The 14,787-nt window shown below is 66.9% G+C and carries 7 protein-coding genes and 1 pseudogene; 3 read left to right on the forward strand and 5 right to left on the reverse strand.

Annotation, left to right across the window (positions count from 1 at the left end; translation table 11 throughout):
* Positions 1-48: 48 nt before the first annotated feature.
* The 3 genes from ACWEQL_RS34750 to ACWEQL_RS34760 all read right to left on the reverse strand — a co-directional run bounded on the left by ACWEQL_RS34750 (position 49) and on the right by ACWEQL_RS34760 (position 7,042).
* A complete protein-coding gene (locus ACWEQL_RS34750; protein WP_452154379.1) occupies positions 49-1,296 on the reverse strand; it encodes a hypothetical protein in 1,248 nt (415 codons plus the stop codon).
* A complete protein-coding gene (locus ACWEQL_RS34755; RefSeq protein ID WP_452154380.1) occupies positions 1,289-2,248 on the reverse strand; it encodes a ParA family protein in 960 nt (319 codons plus the stop codon). The genes ACWEQL_RS34750 and ACWEQL_RS34755 overlap by 8 nt, the downstream gene beginning before the upstream one ends.
* A gap of 1,617 nt (positions 2,249-3,865) precedes the next feature.
* The gene (locus tag ACWEQL_RS34760) at positions 3,866-7,042 is read right to left on the reverse strand and encodes a hypothetical protein (RefSeq protein ID WP_452154381.1); all 3,177 of its coding nucleotides are present in this window, start codon (positions 7,040-7,042) and stop codon (positions 3,866-3,868) included.
* 833 nt (positions 7,043-7,875) lie between these two features.
* Between ACWEQL_RS34760 and ACWEQL_RS34765 the strand changes: the two genes are divergently transcribed.
* The 3 genes from ACWEQL_RS34765 (at position 7,876) to ACWEQL_RS34775 (ending at position 12,934) form a co-directional block, all read left to right on the forward strand.
* On the forward strand, positions 7,876-9,249 hold the full coding sequence (locus tag ACWEQL_RS34765) for a ParB/RepB/Spo0J family partition protein (RefSeq protein ID WP_452154382.1): 1,374 nt from the start codon (positions 7,876-7,878) through the stop codon (positions 9,247-9,249).
* An 18-nt stretch (positions 9,250-9,267) separates the two neighbouring features.
* A complete protein-coding gene (locus ACWEQL_RS34770; protein ID WP_452154383.1) occupies positions 9,268-10,176 on the forward strand; it encodes a ParA family protein in 909 nt (302 codons plus the stop codon).
* Positions 10,177-11,578: 1,402 nt separating this feature from the next.
* Entirely contained in the window at positions 11,579-12,934 is a 1,356-nt protein-coding gene (locus ACWEQL_RS34775) for a DUF2637 domain-containing protein (RefSeq protein WP_452154384.1), read from the forward strand.
* A gap of 253 nt (positions 12,935-13,187) precedes the next feature.
* On the opposite strand, the gene ACWEQL_RS34780 is transcribed toward ACWEQL_RS34775, so the two are convergent.
* Positions 13,188-13,904, reverse strand: a complete 717-nt coding sequence (locus ACWEQL_RS34780) for a hypothetical protein (RefSeq protein ID WP_452154385.1) — start codon at positions 13,902-13,904, stop codon at positions 13,188-13,190.
* Positions 13,905-14,082: 178 nt separating this feature from the next.
* Positions 14,083-14,666: pseudogene (locus ACWEQL_RS34785) on the reverse strand (IS5 family transposase); the annotation flags it as partial.
* Positions 14,667-14,787: the final 121 nt, after the last annotated feature.

Here is a 14,787-nt window from a genome sequence, read left to right on the forward strand (position 1 = left end):
CCCCCAACCCGATCGGGTTGGGGGCCTCACCCATGCCACCACCTGCTGCTAGGTAAGCGGGCCTTCCTCGCTGATAGCGGTCAGAAACAGGTCCAGCGACGCGGAGTAGACGTGTACCGCGGTCCGCGCACGCCCTACCATCCGGAGGTCGTTGGGCAGGCGGTAGGCAACTTCGTAGACGGCAGGGCTCACACGATGACTGGCCTGCCGCCCCGCCGGCACATCGCCTTCGCGCCGAATGAAGAACGCTTCAGCGAGCGCCAGTTGGGCCTCGGTGTCCGCAGGAAGGTAGATGCGCATGGCGGCATCGACGTACTGGGCGACCGTCAACGGCCGCCCGCTGGTCTCGCGGTCCTGGGCGACCCGGGCGTTGAGGGACGCAACAAGATCCGGGGCGAACCGGAACGGCATGGTCCGCCACTGGTTCTTGCCCAGCTTCAGATCCATCGTGCTCTCGGTCCAAGAGGTGAGCACAGCCTGACGAGCGGCCCCGGCAGCAGGCCGACGGGCGCCGCGCCGCGGACGGGAAGCCGGAGTGGCTACCGGATCCGGCACGGGGGCGGGCACCTCAGAATCGCTGGTCGGCACAGCGGCAGGGGCCATGGCCAGCGCCTCGTGCGTGTCCGAGTCAAGAACACCCGAAACAGGACCGGCGTCAACCAGCGGGACGCCCTCGTCCGCCACGGCACCGGAAGCCACCGCTGCGATCTCGAGAGCCTCATCGGCGGCAGTTCCCGCACTCGTTGGCGGGGCCACAGGAGCCTCGGAAGCCACAACCGCCGAGGCCTGCGCCATAGCCTGACCCGGGTCCACCTGCACAGTGACACCAGGCAGTTGCGTGTCGCCTCCCGGCGTCGGCGGGCCCACCTCAACTGCCTCGGGGCGCCGAGAACCGACCGGCACGGAAGCAGCGGCCTCTTCGCCCCTGCCCTGCTCCGGCTGAGCTTCAGCCGCTACCGACGGAATGTGAGGCATCAGCCAAGGATTGACAGCGTCAGCCGCACCCAGACTCGGCACCGGCATGCCATCGGTACTCGCAGCCGGCTGGGCGGGAACGACAACCGCCGAAGTCTCCATCGGTGCTGCGACAGACGCTATCGGCCCGGGCTGCGTCTCGGCTTCGCTGGCGGCCTGGGCGGCTTGGCCGACGAAAGACCGGTCAACGATCTCATCGACGTCCCCACCGAACACGTCAGCGCCGCGCTGCTGGCGGGCAGCCTGAGCCCGCGCGGCAGCACGCCGCGCAGCCGGAGTGGTGGAGAGGCCGGCGACCTTCTTCTTCGGCTTCTCAGGCATCGACTTCCTCGAGCGTGGCGGGGCTCGCGATCTCCCACTCGTCGGACGGGGCGTCGATACGCTGGAGAATCTCCTCCACCAGCGCCGTGTAGCGCTTGCCCGGCGGGTGGTTGGGGAACTGGACCACGACGGGACCAGCAGGGCCGAAGCAGTCGGAGATCCGCACGTCGCTGCGAATGTCCGTCTTGAACGGCTTCAGACCCTTGCTCACCATGCCGTTTATCACGAACACGTCCTGAGCGGTCCACTTGGACTCCGAGTTGGAGTCGTTGAGGAGCACACCGAGGAACTGAGGGTTGCACTCGCCCCGGGTGAGCTCGCTGACCTTCTCCACGGTGGGCTTGATGACCAGGGCGCCCTTGACCGTCTGACGCTGGGGGTTCATCACCGTGATCACGAAGTCGGACGCTGCGTACGCAATGGCGTTCAGCGACGACATCGAGGGCGGGGTGTCGATGATGACGAAATCCACCACCCCCTGCAGGTGCTCGAGCAGCATGCGGCGCAAGATTGGCGTGGTGGTGTACGGCTGCGTGATGAGCGCGTTCTGGGCCGCGGTCATCGTGCTCTCCTCCGAGGCGACGAGGAAGAGACGGCCGGCTCCCTCGAACTCCCGCAGGACGTCGCTCTGGTCGAACATGATCTCGTTGAGCGGCCGGATCGGGATGCCCTGCAGGGCGTGCTGGAAGGTCAGCCCGAGCGAGCGCATGATGCGATCTCCCTTGAGCTCCACTCCTATGGCCTCGCCGGCCTGCGCCTGCGGATCCAGATCGACGATTGCCACATCGAAGCCGGCCATGGCCAGCCGCGCCGCGACATTGACCGTCGTGACGGTCTTGCCGATGCCGCCCTTCTGACTCGCGATCGCAATCACGGTCATGGGGCGATCCAGCAGGTCGTCGCCCTGTTCCTCGTCGGGCAGCTCCTGTACTGCCTGCTGAACGTCCGCCACGGTCTCGCCCCTTGTACTCGCCACGTTGAACTGGACGCGTCGCGGCAACTCCCCCGCCGAAGAGGCCGGCCACGAATCGGGCAAAAACCCGGATCCGCGCCCCATATGCCCTCCGAGCTGCACGTTAGCGCCCGGCCCGGGTCGAATTTGTGTTACGACGCGACACGACAGTATCAGCAGGTGCGGCCGCGGTGGAGGGGTTCCCCTGTGCGCGTGTCTCCGAGCGTGCCCAGATGGGCGGTTTGCTGGGCGATACAGCAAGTCCTGGTGTGGCTAGAAGGATGCGTGAAGGAGTACATGCAGAGGTGGGTTGCTGTGTTGCTACCTGATTCGACGTGTACCTCGATACGTCCATAGGTCCAGACAAACGTCAGAGCATGCGTGCTGGAGTGCCTGCGCCAGTGAGTGCCAGCAGGCATGCGTGAGGACGTGCATGAGCGTAGGAATGCCTGCGAGAAGACATATGCCCTTACTCGCGTGCATGCGTGCGGGCATAGCTAGCTATCCACAACCATGGCTGCGTATGGACATGAGTGCGCACGTGGGAAGGTGCCTCCGTCGAGGCGCATGTGCATATCTGGATAAGAGTACGCATCGCTACAGGCATGCATACCGAGATGCATGCGTAGATGCATGCGTCTGTACGTGCATCCCTACAGGCATGCCTACAAGGATCCATACTTGCATATATGCCTAGCGATTTGCATCCATACAAGACTCAATACCTGCCTACATGTACGTCTTCCTATGCCAATCCCGCTCAACCTCAATACCGATGAACATCCCCAAGTAGCTACCGTCTTCTCGACCGATATCAGTTCTGGCGTTACTATCGGTCAACGTTCATACCTAAAGACTGACTTGCCGATTGATCTACCTACAAACTGCTCCCGGAAGCCTGACTGGCGTCCCGATACTATTCATACTTACCGGCCTACTTGCCTCCCTACAAAGTTCCCGCCTCGAAGCCTCCCGTTCCGGCGCTCGCCGGAGCGGTGACCAGCCTGCGAATCCATACCTGTATGCCTACAACTGCAGGTAGAAGGCATGGAAGACCCTTGCGACCAGCCGCGACGGCCTCGCTGCGGGAGCAACTAGGGCAGGTGCATGCCAGAAAATGGACCGTGCGGGGCGACGGGAGTCGAGGCCACAGGGGGAGTAGGCCAGCCTCCGCGAACTCCCCAGATCATGTGAAGGCAGTGCGGCAAAGCAGCAGGACGGAGTCACACCGAGACGCCATCTGCGGTGAATATGCCCCCCAAAGACGCAGACCTCGGACCGCCCCCAGATACGAACCGCTCCCACCCAGGCGCCACTCGGCGTTGGGCTCGATTGACCATAGCCGTCCATCCCACTGCGTCAGCCAGGCCTCAAGGACGATGCCAGACGGGCTGAGGCGAGAAAGACAAACGGTGCACGCCGGTGCCGACGCCGCACCGAAAGGAGCCTGGACCAGCGGTCCCACAAGCGCCGATGTGACCAGCAGAGCAGGCACGCCACCTGGCCTGAACGTGGCGCCCGCGTCTCTTTGCCCAGCCGTTCTTTCCCTTCAGGCGCCATGTGAAGTACAGGGACAGCCCCGGATGAGAGCGCCGATTGCATGAGGCCCAGGCAGACTCACACACGGGGTGTGCGGGCGCGTGTGCCCATCGACTCCCAGAAACTCCTCAGATCTCGGCCAGGCATGTCCTGCCAGGGAGCGCGTCGGTGACCGAGGTCAGGTACCCACGCAGGGTGCCGATCGAGCAGCGCTTGCTGCTGTCGGCAGAACAGTTCGCCGAACTCGGTCGTGACCTGTTCGCCCTTCGCTGGGTACGGACAGAGCCCGAGGGGGCAGTCCCTGAGACACGTGGCACCCGGCTGCCAAGGCATGGCCTCGCCGACTGTCCGTTCTGGATAGAGCGCCCTGCGATCTAGGGTCAAGCAAGGTGGCAGCGTAGTTGTGTTCGTTCTCTCCAGGTATGCCTCCACCTGTGAGGGGCTGCCTTGCTCGGACAGGTTCAGCAGCAACACGACGTCGGCAAGGAGCTGCTGCGCCCGCGGGTCGAGGACGGTCCAGCCTGCCGAGAGAGGGATCCACAGGTCGCGCCCCGGGTGGACGCGGCCGTCTGAACGCGATCCGAGGTTCTTCGCGACGCGCTTCTCGTCGATCCAGAGGAAGTGCTCGGGCTGGCCGGTCTCGAGCGCGAGGAGGGCCAGCTCGGCGGCGCGAGCGACGAACGGGTGCAAAGCGCGGCCCTGCCTTTGATCCTGCAAACGGTCGCAAGCGGTAGCAGCCGCGCTGGCCATCCTCAGCCAACGACTCACTGTCTTGTGCGGACCGAAGCGGTGATGATGCTCGTGGGGAGGAGCATAGCCAGGCCCCTGCCCGCCACTCCTGTACGGGAGTTCCCACAGGCACAGTGCATGGATCAGGGTCATCTGGGAGAGCCAGAACCGGGTCCGAGTCAGCAGGGTCTCCGCCTGGGTGATCAGGTACCAGCGGGCCTCCTGGTTGGTGGCCGGATGGTGCCAGCGACGGTTGGCCACGGTCCTGAGCCCCCGCGCGAGCGCAACCTCGAAAGTCAGCGGCAGGAGTGCTGCGTCGCCGACGGAGCCCTCCGGGTCTCGGGGTTTCAGCCACAGCTCCATGTACTGCACGGCCTCACCCAGCCGATAGTCTCCGACGGAATCCACGATCATCGGCGCCAACCGCGCCCCGGTGCCGTACTCGCGCCTGACCTGCCCCCAGGCGCCTTCCAGCTCGCCCACGCGAGCCTGGTACTCATCGCGATACTCCTGAGGCGTGCGAGGTGCGCTCCGCACGGAAGGCCACTGTGCGCGAAGGGCATCCAGGGCCTGGTGGTACCGCTCGACAGGGCCCTCAGCCTGATATTCCGCATGGTGGAAGCGGGTCAGCAAGTGGTCCAGAGCTTCACCGCCACCGGAGCCGACTTCCTGCGCAACCTCCAGCCCCAGCGCCTGGCGGGGCTCTCTCGCCGCGATCTCGAAGAGCTGCCGGTAGGCCGGCGGAGGCGCATCGGCCGGCCAGCGCTGTTCCTTCCGCAATCGGGCGATGGCACGCAGCACCATCCCGAACCGGCGAATCAGTCTGAGCTGGGCCTCCTCGAGTGTCTTCGGGTCCCCCTTGGTGATCGTCTGCCAGCGTTCCAGCACCACGTCGGCCAAGTGCTCGTGGATGGACAACGCGCACTCCGGACTGCGCTCCTGCGCGTACAAGTCCACTTCCAGCGCAGCAGAGTAGAGGTCCAGCGCTCGGGCATCTCTCCACCGCTCTGCCGAACAGCGGAGGCTTTCGGCGATTCTTTCGGACGTTATCGGGTCGTCCGCGCGGGATTTCAGCACCACGGCGTCGAGCAGGTCGCGCCCAGCGTGGTTCGCCAGCGAGTCCTCCAGCCAGTTCGGTACGGAACCCAGGTGTCGTGAACCGAGATACGCCTGAACCGGCCCTTGCCGGAATCTGATCCGGTCCCCGGACGCCTCCACCAAGCCGAGCTGCTCCGCCCTCGACGCATGCAGTGCGAGCAGGCCCAGCGGTATGTCCGCTACGCCGTGCAGCTTCCGCAGAGCCTCCTGAAGTGGGCCTGGGCTGAGGTGGGCTTCGGTGCTCGGGGAGTCCACCTGGTCGAAGGCCACCTCTCGGCGATTCCGGAGGAGCCCGATCGTGGCCAGCACGGCGATGGTTCGGATGGTGGTGTCGCGCTCGCTCTCACTGAGCGCCATGTCCTCGTGAAGGCGGCCCGTGATGAGGGCCTCCTCCCAGGCCCTCAGCAACTGCAAGCGAAGCTCTGATTGTCCGTCCTCAGGCGGTGGCAGGTTGCTGTGTCCGCGAGCGAGGACCTCCAGCAGGCCGTTCAGCCGCAGCTGCAGGATGAGCTGGAGGTACAGCGGGGACTCGGCGATGCCGGCGCCCTCGGCAAGCCAATCGAGCCGGGCGTTCTGCGGATCCAGCCGACCCGCGATTTCATCACTCACCGTCCCCGCATCGAGCGGTTCGAGGTCGATGACAACGGCCTGGGGACCCAGGTCGACGACAGCAGCCCCGGCAGCTTCAAGTGGGGCATAGAGGGTGTGCGGCCGGGTTGCGATGACGAGCGGCAGCTTCTGCTTCTCGGCCCGCTGGATGGCACGACGGATGAGATGGTTCCGATCGCGCCGCTGGTTGCCCTCAGTAAGCGCCGACTCCAGACCGTCCGCGAGTACGACCACCCGGCCGTCCTTGCAGAGCTGCCGCCATACCTTGCGGCATTGTTCCTCCGAGAGCAGCGCGCCCGGGTCAGCCTCTTCGTAGAAGCGTCGTTCGGCGAGCGCCCGGAAGTCCAGTCCTGTATCGGCGTTTGCGACGTCCCGAAGCCTTATCGGGATGGGTACCCGACGCTGCCCTGCCAGGACCTGGGTGAGCTGGACCAGTACTGCGGTCTTCCCCGCCCCTGTGCTCCCCACCAGCAGACAGGGCCTCCTGGCGTTGCTGTCCCGCAGCCATAGCGTGATGACCTCGCACAGGTCCTTCCGACCTAGTACATGCTCGACGTCACCTTCCGCGGTCAGGACCAAGTCCTGCGGCCGACGTTTGGCCTTTTTGATGATCGGCCGGCGCAGCCTCCAGTACCGGTACAGAAGGAAGGCTGTCGTGGCTACCGCGATGGAGAAGAACGGCGTGACGAAGCTGAGAACAACGCCGCAGGCACTACCGGTTCGAACGCACCGCTCCTCGACGAAGCCCTTGTCGCCGCGGACCACCACGATCAAGGAGGCACCGACGAACCCGAGGAACAACACGGCCGGGATCGCCACAAGGTACTTCCGGGCGGATGACCACGTGAAGGAGTTCCCTGCCCACGCAATCCTCCGACGCGCCACCCACCGCAGATGAGCGGCCCGGAGCCATCGCCGCATCTGCCAGCCGGCTAGCGAGCGCAGACGCTGCGACCAGGTCAGCGGCCGCATGGTGCGCGCCTCTAACTGCCTCTCGGAACTCCGCATGACGTCACCCACCGTGGTCACGTAGCCACTCGTGTGCGTTGAGCGTCTCAATACCATCGAAGTCACCAACGCGACGGGCTGCAACTCCACCCACGCGGGCCAGCGGACTACCACGCGGACAGGCCAGCTCTGGGGCAAGTTCGACCTTCAGAACGAAGCCCGCCAACGGCGAACTGCTTGCAGTCCCGGAGCACCGCGAGTCACCCCCACCGTGCAACGACCGGCCAGCCGCCCGTTCGATCTTGAGCCCCCTGCAGGGACTCCCGGCCCGATGCCGGCCTCAGGAGATCGGCTCCAGGCGGTCCGCGAACACGGCACGTAGCCGGGAACGGGTTCTTGACAGCTCGCCTCACCCTGGCCTTCCGACAAATCAAGGTCAGCACATCCAGGCAGCGGCCAGCCGACAGCACGGACTGGTGACCTTGGCTCCTCCGCGGACTCTGAGAGGAGCCAAGCCAGTGCCGAAACCGCTGCTCGTTCGCCCCCAGCGAGCAGCCGCCTTCGCCGAGAACCAGGTCCCACTCGGCCACGGCAAAAGGATGACCGCGTCACAGCCAGGACAGAAGCCACGTGCGCAATAGGGTCGCCCCGACATCACGGCCGACCGGGAGGCACAGGGTATGGCAGGCGCCACAGGACCGACGATGGACTTCTCCAGCCGCCGCCGCTCCATCTGGGACATGCCGGACAGCGAAGACCTGCAAGACGACGAGAGCAGTGCCACCAGCATCTCCGTCCCGCTGAGCATGCTCTGGCCAAACCCCTTCAACCCCCGGCTCGTCTACGACGACACCGAAATCGACGCCATGGCCCAATCCATCAAGGTCGAAGGACTGCTCCAGGACCTCATGGTCGCCGAAGTCGGTCCGTTCCTCACCTACTGGACGCAGCGCCTGGTGACCCTGCCCGCGCTGAAAGTCGAGCTCCTCGAGCCGCTGGCCTCTGCCCGACCGGACGACTACGTCATCCTCATCGGCCACAACCGGCATCCCGCCTGCGCACGAGCCGGCCTCGAAGCAGCCCCGTGCCGTATCCGGAACGACAAGATCGATCGCGCCCGGGTCCTCGCCCTCACCGAGAACCTCCGGCGAGTGAAGCTCAACCCGATCGAGGAAGCCGTCGGATTCCAAGGAGCGGTCGAAGACGGCCTCACCCAAGCCGACATCGCCTCTCAGGTCGGCTGCAGGCAACCCCACATCTCTCGGCGGATCAAGCTCCTCCACCTCACCGACGATCTCCGCGACGCCGTCATGGACGGCACCCTGCGCACCACGGACGCGGAAGCCATCGCCGGGGCGCTACCGAACCAGGACAGCCGCCAACCCCACGTCCTCGCGCTCATGCAGGCCGAATCGGTCAGCGCCGCCGTCGCACTCGCCAAGCTAGCCGCCGCCGAGCGCCAGACCTCCACCCCTGACGTGCCTCCAGTACCGGCGGACCCCACCGCACCTCTGCCCGATCAGCAGCACACACCGGACAGCGGGCCTGGCCGGCCCGACCAAGCCCCCTCCCAGCCCGGCCACCCTCACACCGTCCCGCCGGCGCACACACCTGAGGACGACGCTCCAGCCACCTCCGACAACGCCGAAACCCTTGACCCGGGACACGACACAGGCGCCGACGCCCGAGCCGCAGCCTGTCGCCTCCTCCTCAACGCCAGCGCCACAGCAAACCCGCGCGAACTCCTGCGACTCACCAGCTGCGCCTTGCTCCTCGCCGACCCCAAAGCCCATCGTCTCGCCTGGACATGGCTCAACCCCCAGCAACCACCACGAGCCGCCCCGCCCCACCCGCCCTTCGTTCGCCACCTCCCCATGCCCAAGCAAGCGCAGCAGGCAGCCCACGCCACAGCCCTGGCAACCCTCGAACGGCGCGTCCGACAGAACCCCCGCCCCTGGGAAGCACCCGACCAGATCTACATCGAGCACCTCATCCGCCACGCCGGCTACCAGCCCAGCCCGTGGGAAGCGGCACACCTGCGCACACCTGCCGCGCCCACCGATATTCCGACGGAATAACAGCCCCAGGAGACCCCCGTGCTCCCCCACCAGCCACTCACCGACAACCCTCACCCCCGGGCCTACGCCTTCTCCGGCCAGTCCGGAGGCGCCGGCAAAACCCAGGGCGTCGTCAACCTCGGCGTCGAACTCGCCAACCGCGGCTACCGGGTCCTCATCTGGGACATCGACCCCCAACGCAGCGCATCCCACCTCCTCGGCTACCAAGACCCCCCACCCGGTCACGCCACGCTCTTCCACGTCCTCACCGGCGACACCAAACTGCTGGAAGCCATCGTCCCCGCCCGCTACCGCAGCGCGGCCGGCCACACCGATGACGCCTTCACCGTCATCCCCAACCTCGACCTCGTCCTCGGCACCCCTGAGATGGCCGACGCCGAGGTCACCCTCGGAAACGACCCCGCCGGCATCCTCTGGCTGCAGAACATCCTCGACGAACAGCTCCCCGCTCACCGCTGGGACGTCATGCTCTTCGACTGCGGTCCAACCCTCGGCATCCTCCTGCTCTCCGTCGTCCTCGTCGCCCCCGACGTCATCGGCTGCGTCAACGACGAGTACAAGTACGTCATCGGCCTCACCGACCTCGAAACCACACTCGCCCGCGGACGCACGAAGCTCCGCCGCCTCGGCTTCCAGGCAGACATCACCCGCATCCTCGCCACCAACATCCCCCTCGACAGCCACGGCAACGTCGACCGCAAAGCCGGAGCCATCACCGACGACGTCATCAAGACCCTCCGAAGCCACCCCGACTGGGCACCGCGTCTACTCCCCCTCGTCAGGCGCAGCATCAGGTTCAAAGAGACGATCGTGAAGCAGCGCCCCCTGCGCTTCCACGCACCCACCAGCCCCGCCCTCGAAGACCTTGCAGCAGTAGCCGAAGCACTCGGCTACCCCAGACGAAACTCCACCCGGCGACGGACCTGACATTCCGTTGGAATAGCGCAGTGCGGAAAGGCAGCCGGCTTGGCCAATTCAGACCCAAATCCTCAGCAGAGGAAGCAACCTCCAGCCGGCACACTCAAACACCGGCCCCAGATCCACCGTCCTTCGCGAAGCAGTGCGCCAGCAAGCACGCCGCCGCACCGGCTGTCCCCGCGGACCCGGCCGCCACCCGCAACCCGGACCGGCCGGGCGCACGACCGAACCCGATGCCGCACCTGGTTCAAGGGACCCCAATGACCGTGAGGCCAGAGGCCAACGATCGCCGCCATCCGCCCAACCAGACGCCGCAGCACTCGGCCACGCCAGGAACGAGGCCACGCTCGGGACGCCCCAGTAACGCACAGTGAAGCATCGCCCCACCCCGCCCGCCTGGCTGACACTCCCGCCACCATCCGGTGCGCACCCCGAGCCCACCACCTGCGCACCACCAACCAGCCGCTGCGCAACCCCCCTGCGCACATCGATGCCACCCGCTGCGCAGCACCTGAACCGCGCCACCGACCCTCGGCGCACCCTGCGCACCCTAGATGCGCTCAACGCGACTGCACGTGTCCGCCAGGGCATGCCTACAACCCGCCCCCAGGCCACCGGATGCGCAGCCCCCGTAAAACCACTGCGCTTCCCAGCCCCACCCATCCAGAGCCGCCACACAGCAGTGCGCAGCCCGCGCCGCTGAGAACATGCAGGTCAGGCAGGTGGTGCGCAGGCCGGTGGTGCGAGCTGCGCAGCATCAGTGAAAGGACCCTGCGCACCCCACCGGGCTGTTCCGCACAGATGCTTGCCCGGCCTGCGCCGCAGCTGCCCGGCGCTGTGCGACCTGCGCGCAGCACCGGCCTGCGGTGCGCACCGCCAGAGGCCAGGGCGCGCACCCTGGGCCGCCAGGTGCGCAGGCGGGTGTGCGCAGCAGGCAGGCCAGGCCTCTTGCCGGTGCGCACCGTCCCTCCCTACTAGGGGAACTTCACAGCCGGCTCCAGAGCGCCGGCTGCGCAGAAGCCGTGTCTCCACGGATCCACCTGCGCAGAGAGTGATCTCACCATGAGTGACCGTCGAGGAAACCTTGATACCTACGCCGGGGCCTCGAGCTCGGCCCGCCGAACCCTCAACTTCATGGGAAGGTCCACCCGCTGCCAGCCCTGCTGTCCGCCCGGCCCGGTCCGCACACCCAGCCAAGGACAGCAACGCCGCCGTGCCCAGACAGCCCTCGATGCCCGACCTGCCCCTTCCACCGGCGCGACGTGTCGGTACTGCAGCCACCGGCCCGCCCGGACAGCCCCCGGAATGTGCCAATTTGTCACGCCCACGCAAGCGAAATTCGATAAGGAAAGCCCCGACATGAAAAGCTGTCCCCTCGCGATCAAATCAAGACAGCCCGGGAGGAGACACAGTGGCCAGGCCCAAGCTGACCGGCATCCACATGTTCCTAATCGTCATCGTCGCCATCGCCTCGGTGACCATCGCCGGCATCGGCTTTCTCGGCTCCTACACCGCCGTCCGCGAACTCGCCGTCCAGCAGGGATTCGGCCGCTTCTCCACCCTCTTCCCCATCGGCATCGACGTCGGCATCCTCGCCCTCCTCGCCCTCGACCTCCTCCTCAGCTGGCTACGCATCCCCTTCCCCCTGCTGCGCCAGACCGCATGGCTGCTCACCGCCGCCACCATCGCCATGAACGCGGCCTCCGCCTGGCCGCGCCCGCTCGGCGTTGGCATGCACGCCGTCATCCCCCTCCTGTTCGTCGTCATCGCCGAGGCTGGCCGCCACGCCATCAGCCGACTCGCCAAGCTCACCGACAGCCGACGCATGGAGTCCGTGCGCTTCATGCGCTGGCTGCTGTCCCCCCTCCGGACCTTCGCCATGTGGCGACGGATGCAGCTGTGGGAACTCCGCTCCGTCGACGAGGCCGTCCGCTTGGAGCAGCTGCGCCTCGCGTACGCGCTGCTCCTTGAAGACGAGTACGGCAAGGACTGGAACAAGACCGCCCCGCGGTCAGCGCTGTTGCCCCTGCGCCTGGCCAAGCTGGGCGTCCCTATCTACACGACCGCCGGACAGGGATTGGCTGCTGCGGGACTGTCGGACAGCGCCTTCGGGGGACTGTTCAGTTCGGCTCCGTCCGACCTCGCTGCCAAGGAGACCCCGACCAGTCCGGCCAGGATCCCGTCGCCCTCTGCCAGGCCCGAGGTCACGGCGGCGCCCGTGTCGTCTCCCATACCGGATGAGAACGCCACCCAGCCCGCGGCCCGCATCGTGTCCCCGCGTCGTGAGGATCCCGATGAGGTCGATGCTGGACCCGTTGCCACTACCCCGGATCCCTCGGTTGCCGAGCGGGACGGGGAAGACGGTGCCGACATCACTGAGCCTGGTGAGGTGCCAGTCGCACTCGAAGCCGCGTCCACGTCGGAGCCGCCCGGTAGGGATGAGCCCACTGAGGGGGACGCCACTTCAGGCGTCCTGACCGCTCCCGTGAAAATCGAGACCCCGAGCGCACCGGCGAGCCTGGAGGACGGGCAGTCGCGCGAGGACCAGCTCTACTTCTTCTACTGCCGCTACGTCGAACGACACGGCCAGTACCCCGAGAAGCACCTGTTCGCCGACTTCATCTACCGCGAGTTTGGCCAGACTGGCCAGAGCGGGACCGGGCCCGTCAGTGTTCAGTCCCTGCGTCGCTACTGGGGGAACCTGGAAGGCCGCTACCGAGCCGAGCGCGGCGCCGCCCCGGAACTGCTGCATACTGCAGACAGGTAGGGCTTCCAGGAGGGACTGGTTACCCTTCGCGAGGTTGATCGGCAGCGTCTGCGAGCGAGCCTGCCCGCCTGAGGCCGCTGCCCTGCGGCAGGTGTACACGAAAGGAGTCTTTGGCCCCGGCCCAACCGAGGCTCGACCTGGAGGACACGCTGGTCTAGCGCCGAGTTCGCTGGCGCCCAGCGAGCCGTCGATGGCCTTCCGGCTAACGCTGTGGGGAAGGGCTGCGGGCAGCAGACCTGCCCGCCGATCCTGATCAGGCGTGTGAACGGCTGCGTTGGAGAAGCTCTTGTCCGGCCGGGCCCGACAGCTGTGGCATGCCCATGCCCGCGGCGACCATTACCTGGCCGGCCAGCGGGCAGAATCCGGCCCGGCGCAGCGCGCCGAGGACCTGCTGCCCACCCTGGAGGGTGCGCAGGCGGGACGGGGCGGTGGCCACGAAGCAGGGGCCGGCGGCTGCCGCCCGGGCGATAGCCTCGCCGAGCAGGAGAAGGTCGAGGTCCTGGACGGCCCAGTCGGCGGCGATCGAGTAGGCGTCCAGCACCAGCAGGTCGCCGATGACGGCCCGCGGGCCTTTGCCCAGGCACTCGCGGACCACGGGTGCCAGGTGGTGCTGTTCGTTCCGGCGGGTGAATACCTGTTCGGCCACGGCGATGAGCACATCCTGGTCGAGCGCCGGTTCGCCGGTCCGGCCGGACAGGATGTCGTAGAGGGCCTGGGTGATCACCCCTCGGGTGAGCGGGATCCGTTTCAGGCCCACCGTTCCGACGTGCGTAAGGTCTGCCCCGAAGACGGTTTGGCTCGGTAGCTGCCCTGGTGCCAAGAGCTCGTGACGGGCCAGCAGCGACCAGTTCTCGGCAGCCTGGCCGCCGGGGGCCGCCGACCAGTATTCGACGCTGAGGGACAGCCGCAGCCCGGTGGGGTCGGCCGGAAACAGGCCACTGCCGTTGTGCTGCTCTGCAGTTTCGGTCATGGAGCGATCCTCCCGCCGTGCGGGGGCCGGACATCGGGGCTTCGGCGATTTTGGCTGGTTCGTACAGGCCGATATCCATGTTGTCGGCGGTCGGTTTGGTCCTGATCGTGATCACCAAAGGGGATTCCGGGTCGACCACGGGTCTATCGAGCAGGACCTGGAAGAGCGCGCCGCGACGGTAGCCCTTGTCGCCGAGGACGTGATCGGGACGGGTCCGGGGCCGTCCCGGTCCGATCCTGGGTACTCGAATCGCGTCCATGACGGTGGTGAACTGGGTGCAGTCGTTGGTGTTCCCACCGGTCAGGACCAGGGCCAGGAGGCGGCCGAGTCCGTCGACGGCCAGGTGGAGTTTGCTGGTCAGCCCGCCCCGGGAACGGCCGAGCGCCTGGTTTCGGGTCCCCCTTTTCGTGCCCCGGCGGCGTGCTGGTGAGCCCGTACGACGGTGGAGTCGACCGACACGAGCCAGTCGATGTCGCCGGCCGCGTCCGCCTGCGCCTGCGCCTGCGCGGCCCGGAGCATCCGGTCGAAGGTGCCGTCCTCAGCCCACCGCCGGAAGCGGGTGTGCAGCGTAGTCCAGGAGCCGTACCGCGGCGGCACGTCCCGCCAGGCCACCCCGGTCCGGAACTTCCACACGATCCCGTTCAGCACCATCCGGTCGTCCAGACGCGGGCGACCGGTGCCGGGCCTGGGCAGCAGCGGCTCCACCAGGAGCCACTCGGCATCGGAGAGTTCATGGCGACGTATCACCACACCATGATCCACTAGCCAAGATCACTTTGACGACACGGCCTAGTACTCCAGCAGGACTTCGACGTTTTGCCTGTTCAGAGGGCTGCGCGGTGAGTGTAGTGGGCTGGTGCCCGTCAGGGGCGGTCTTCCTGGG

The sequence above is a fragment of the Kitasatospora sp. NPDC004240 genome (genome assembly GCF_053603215.1).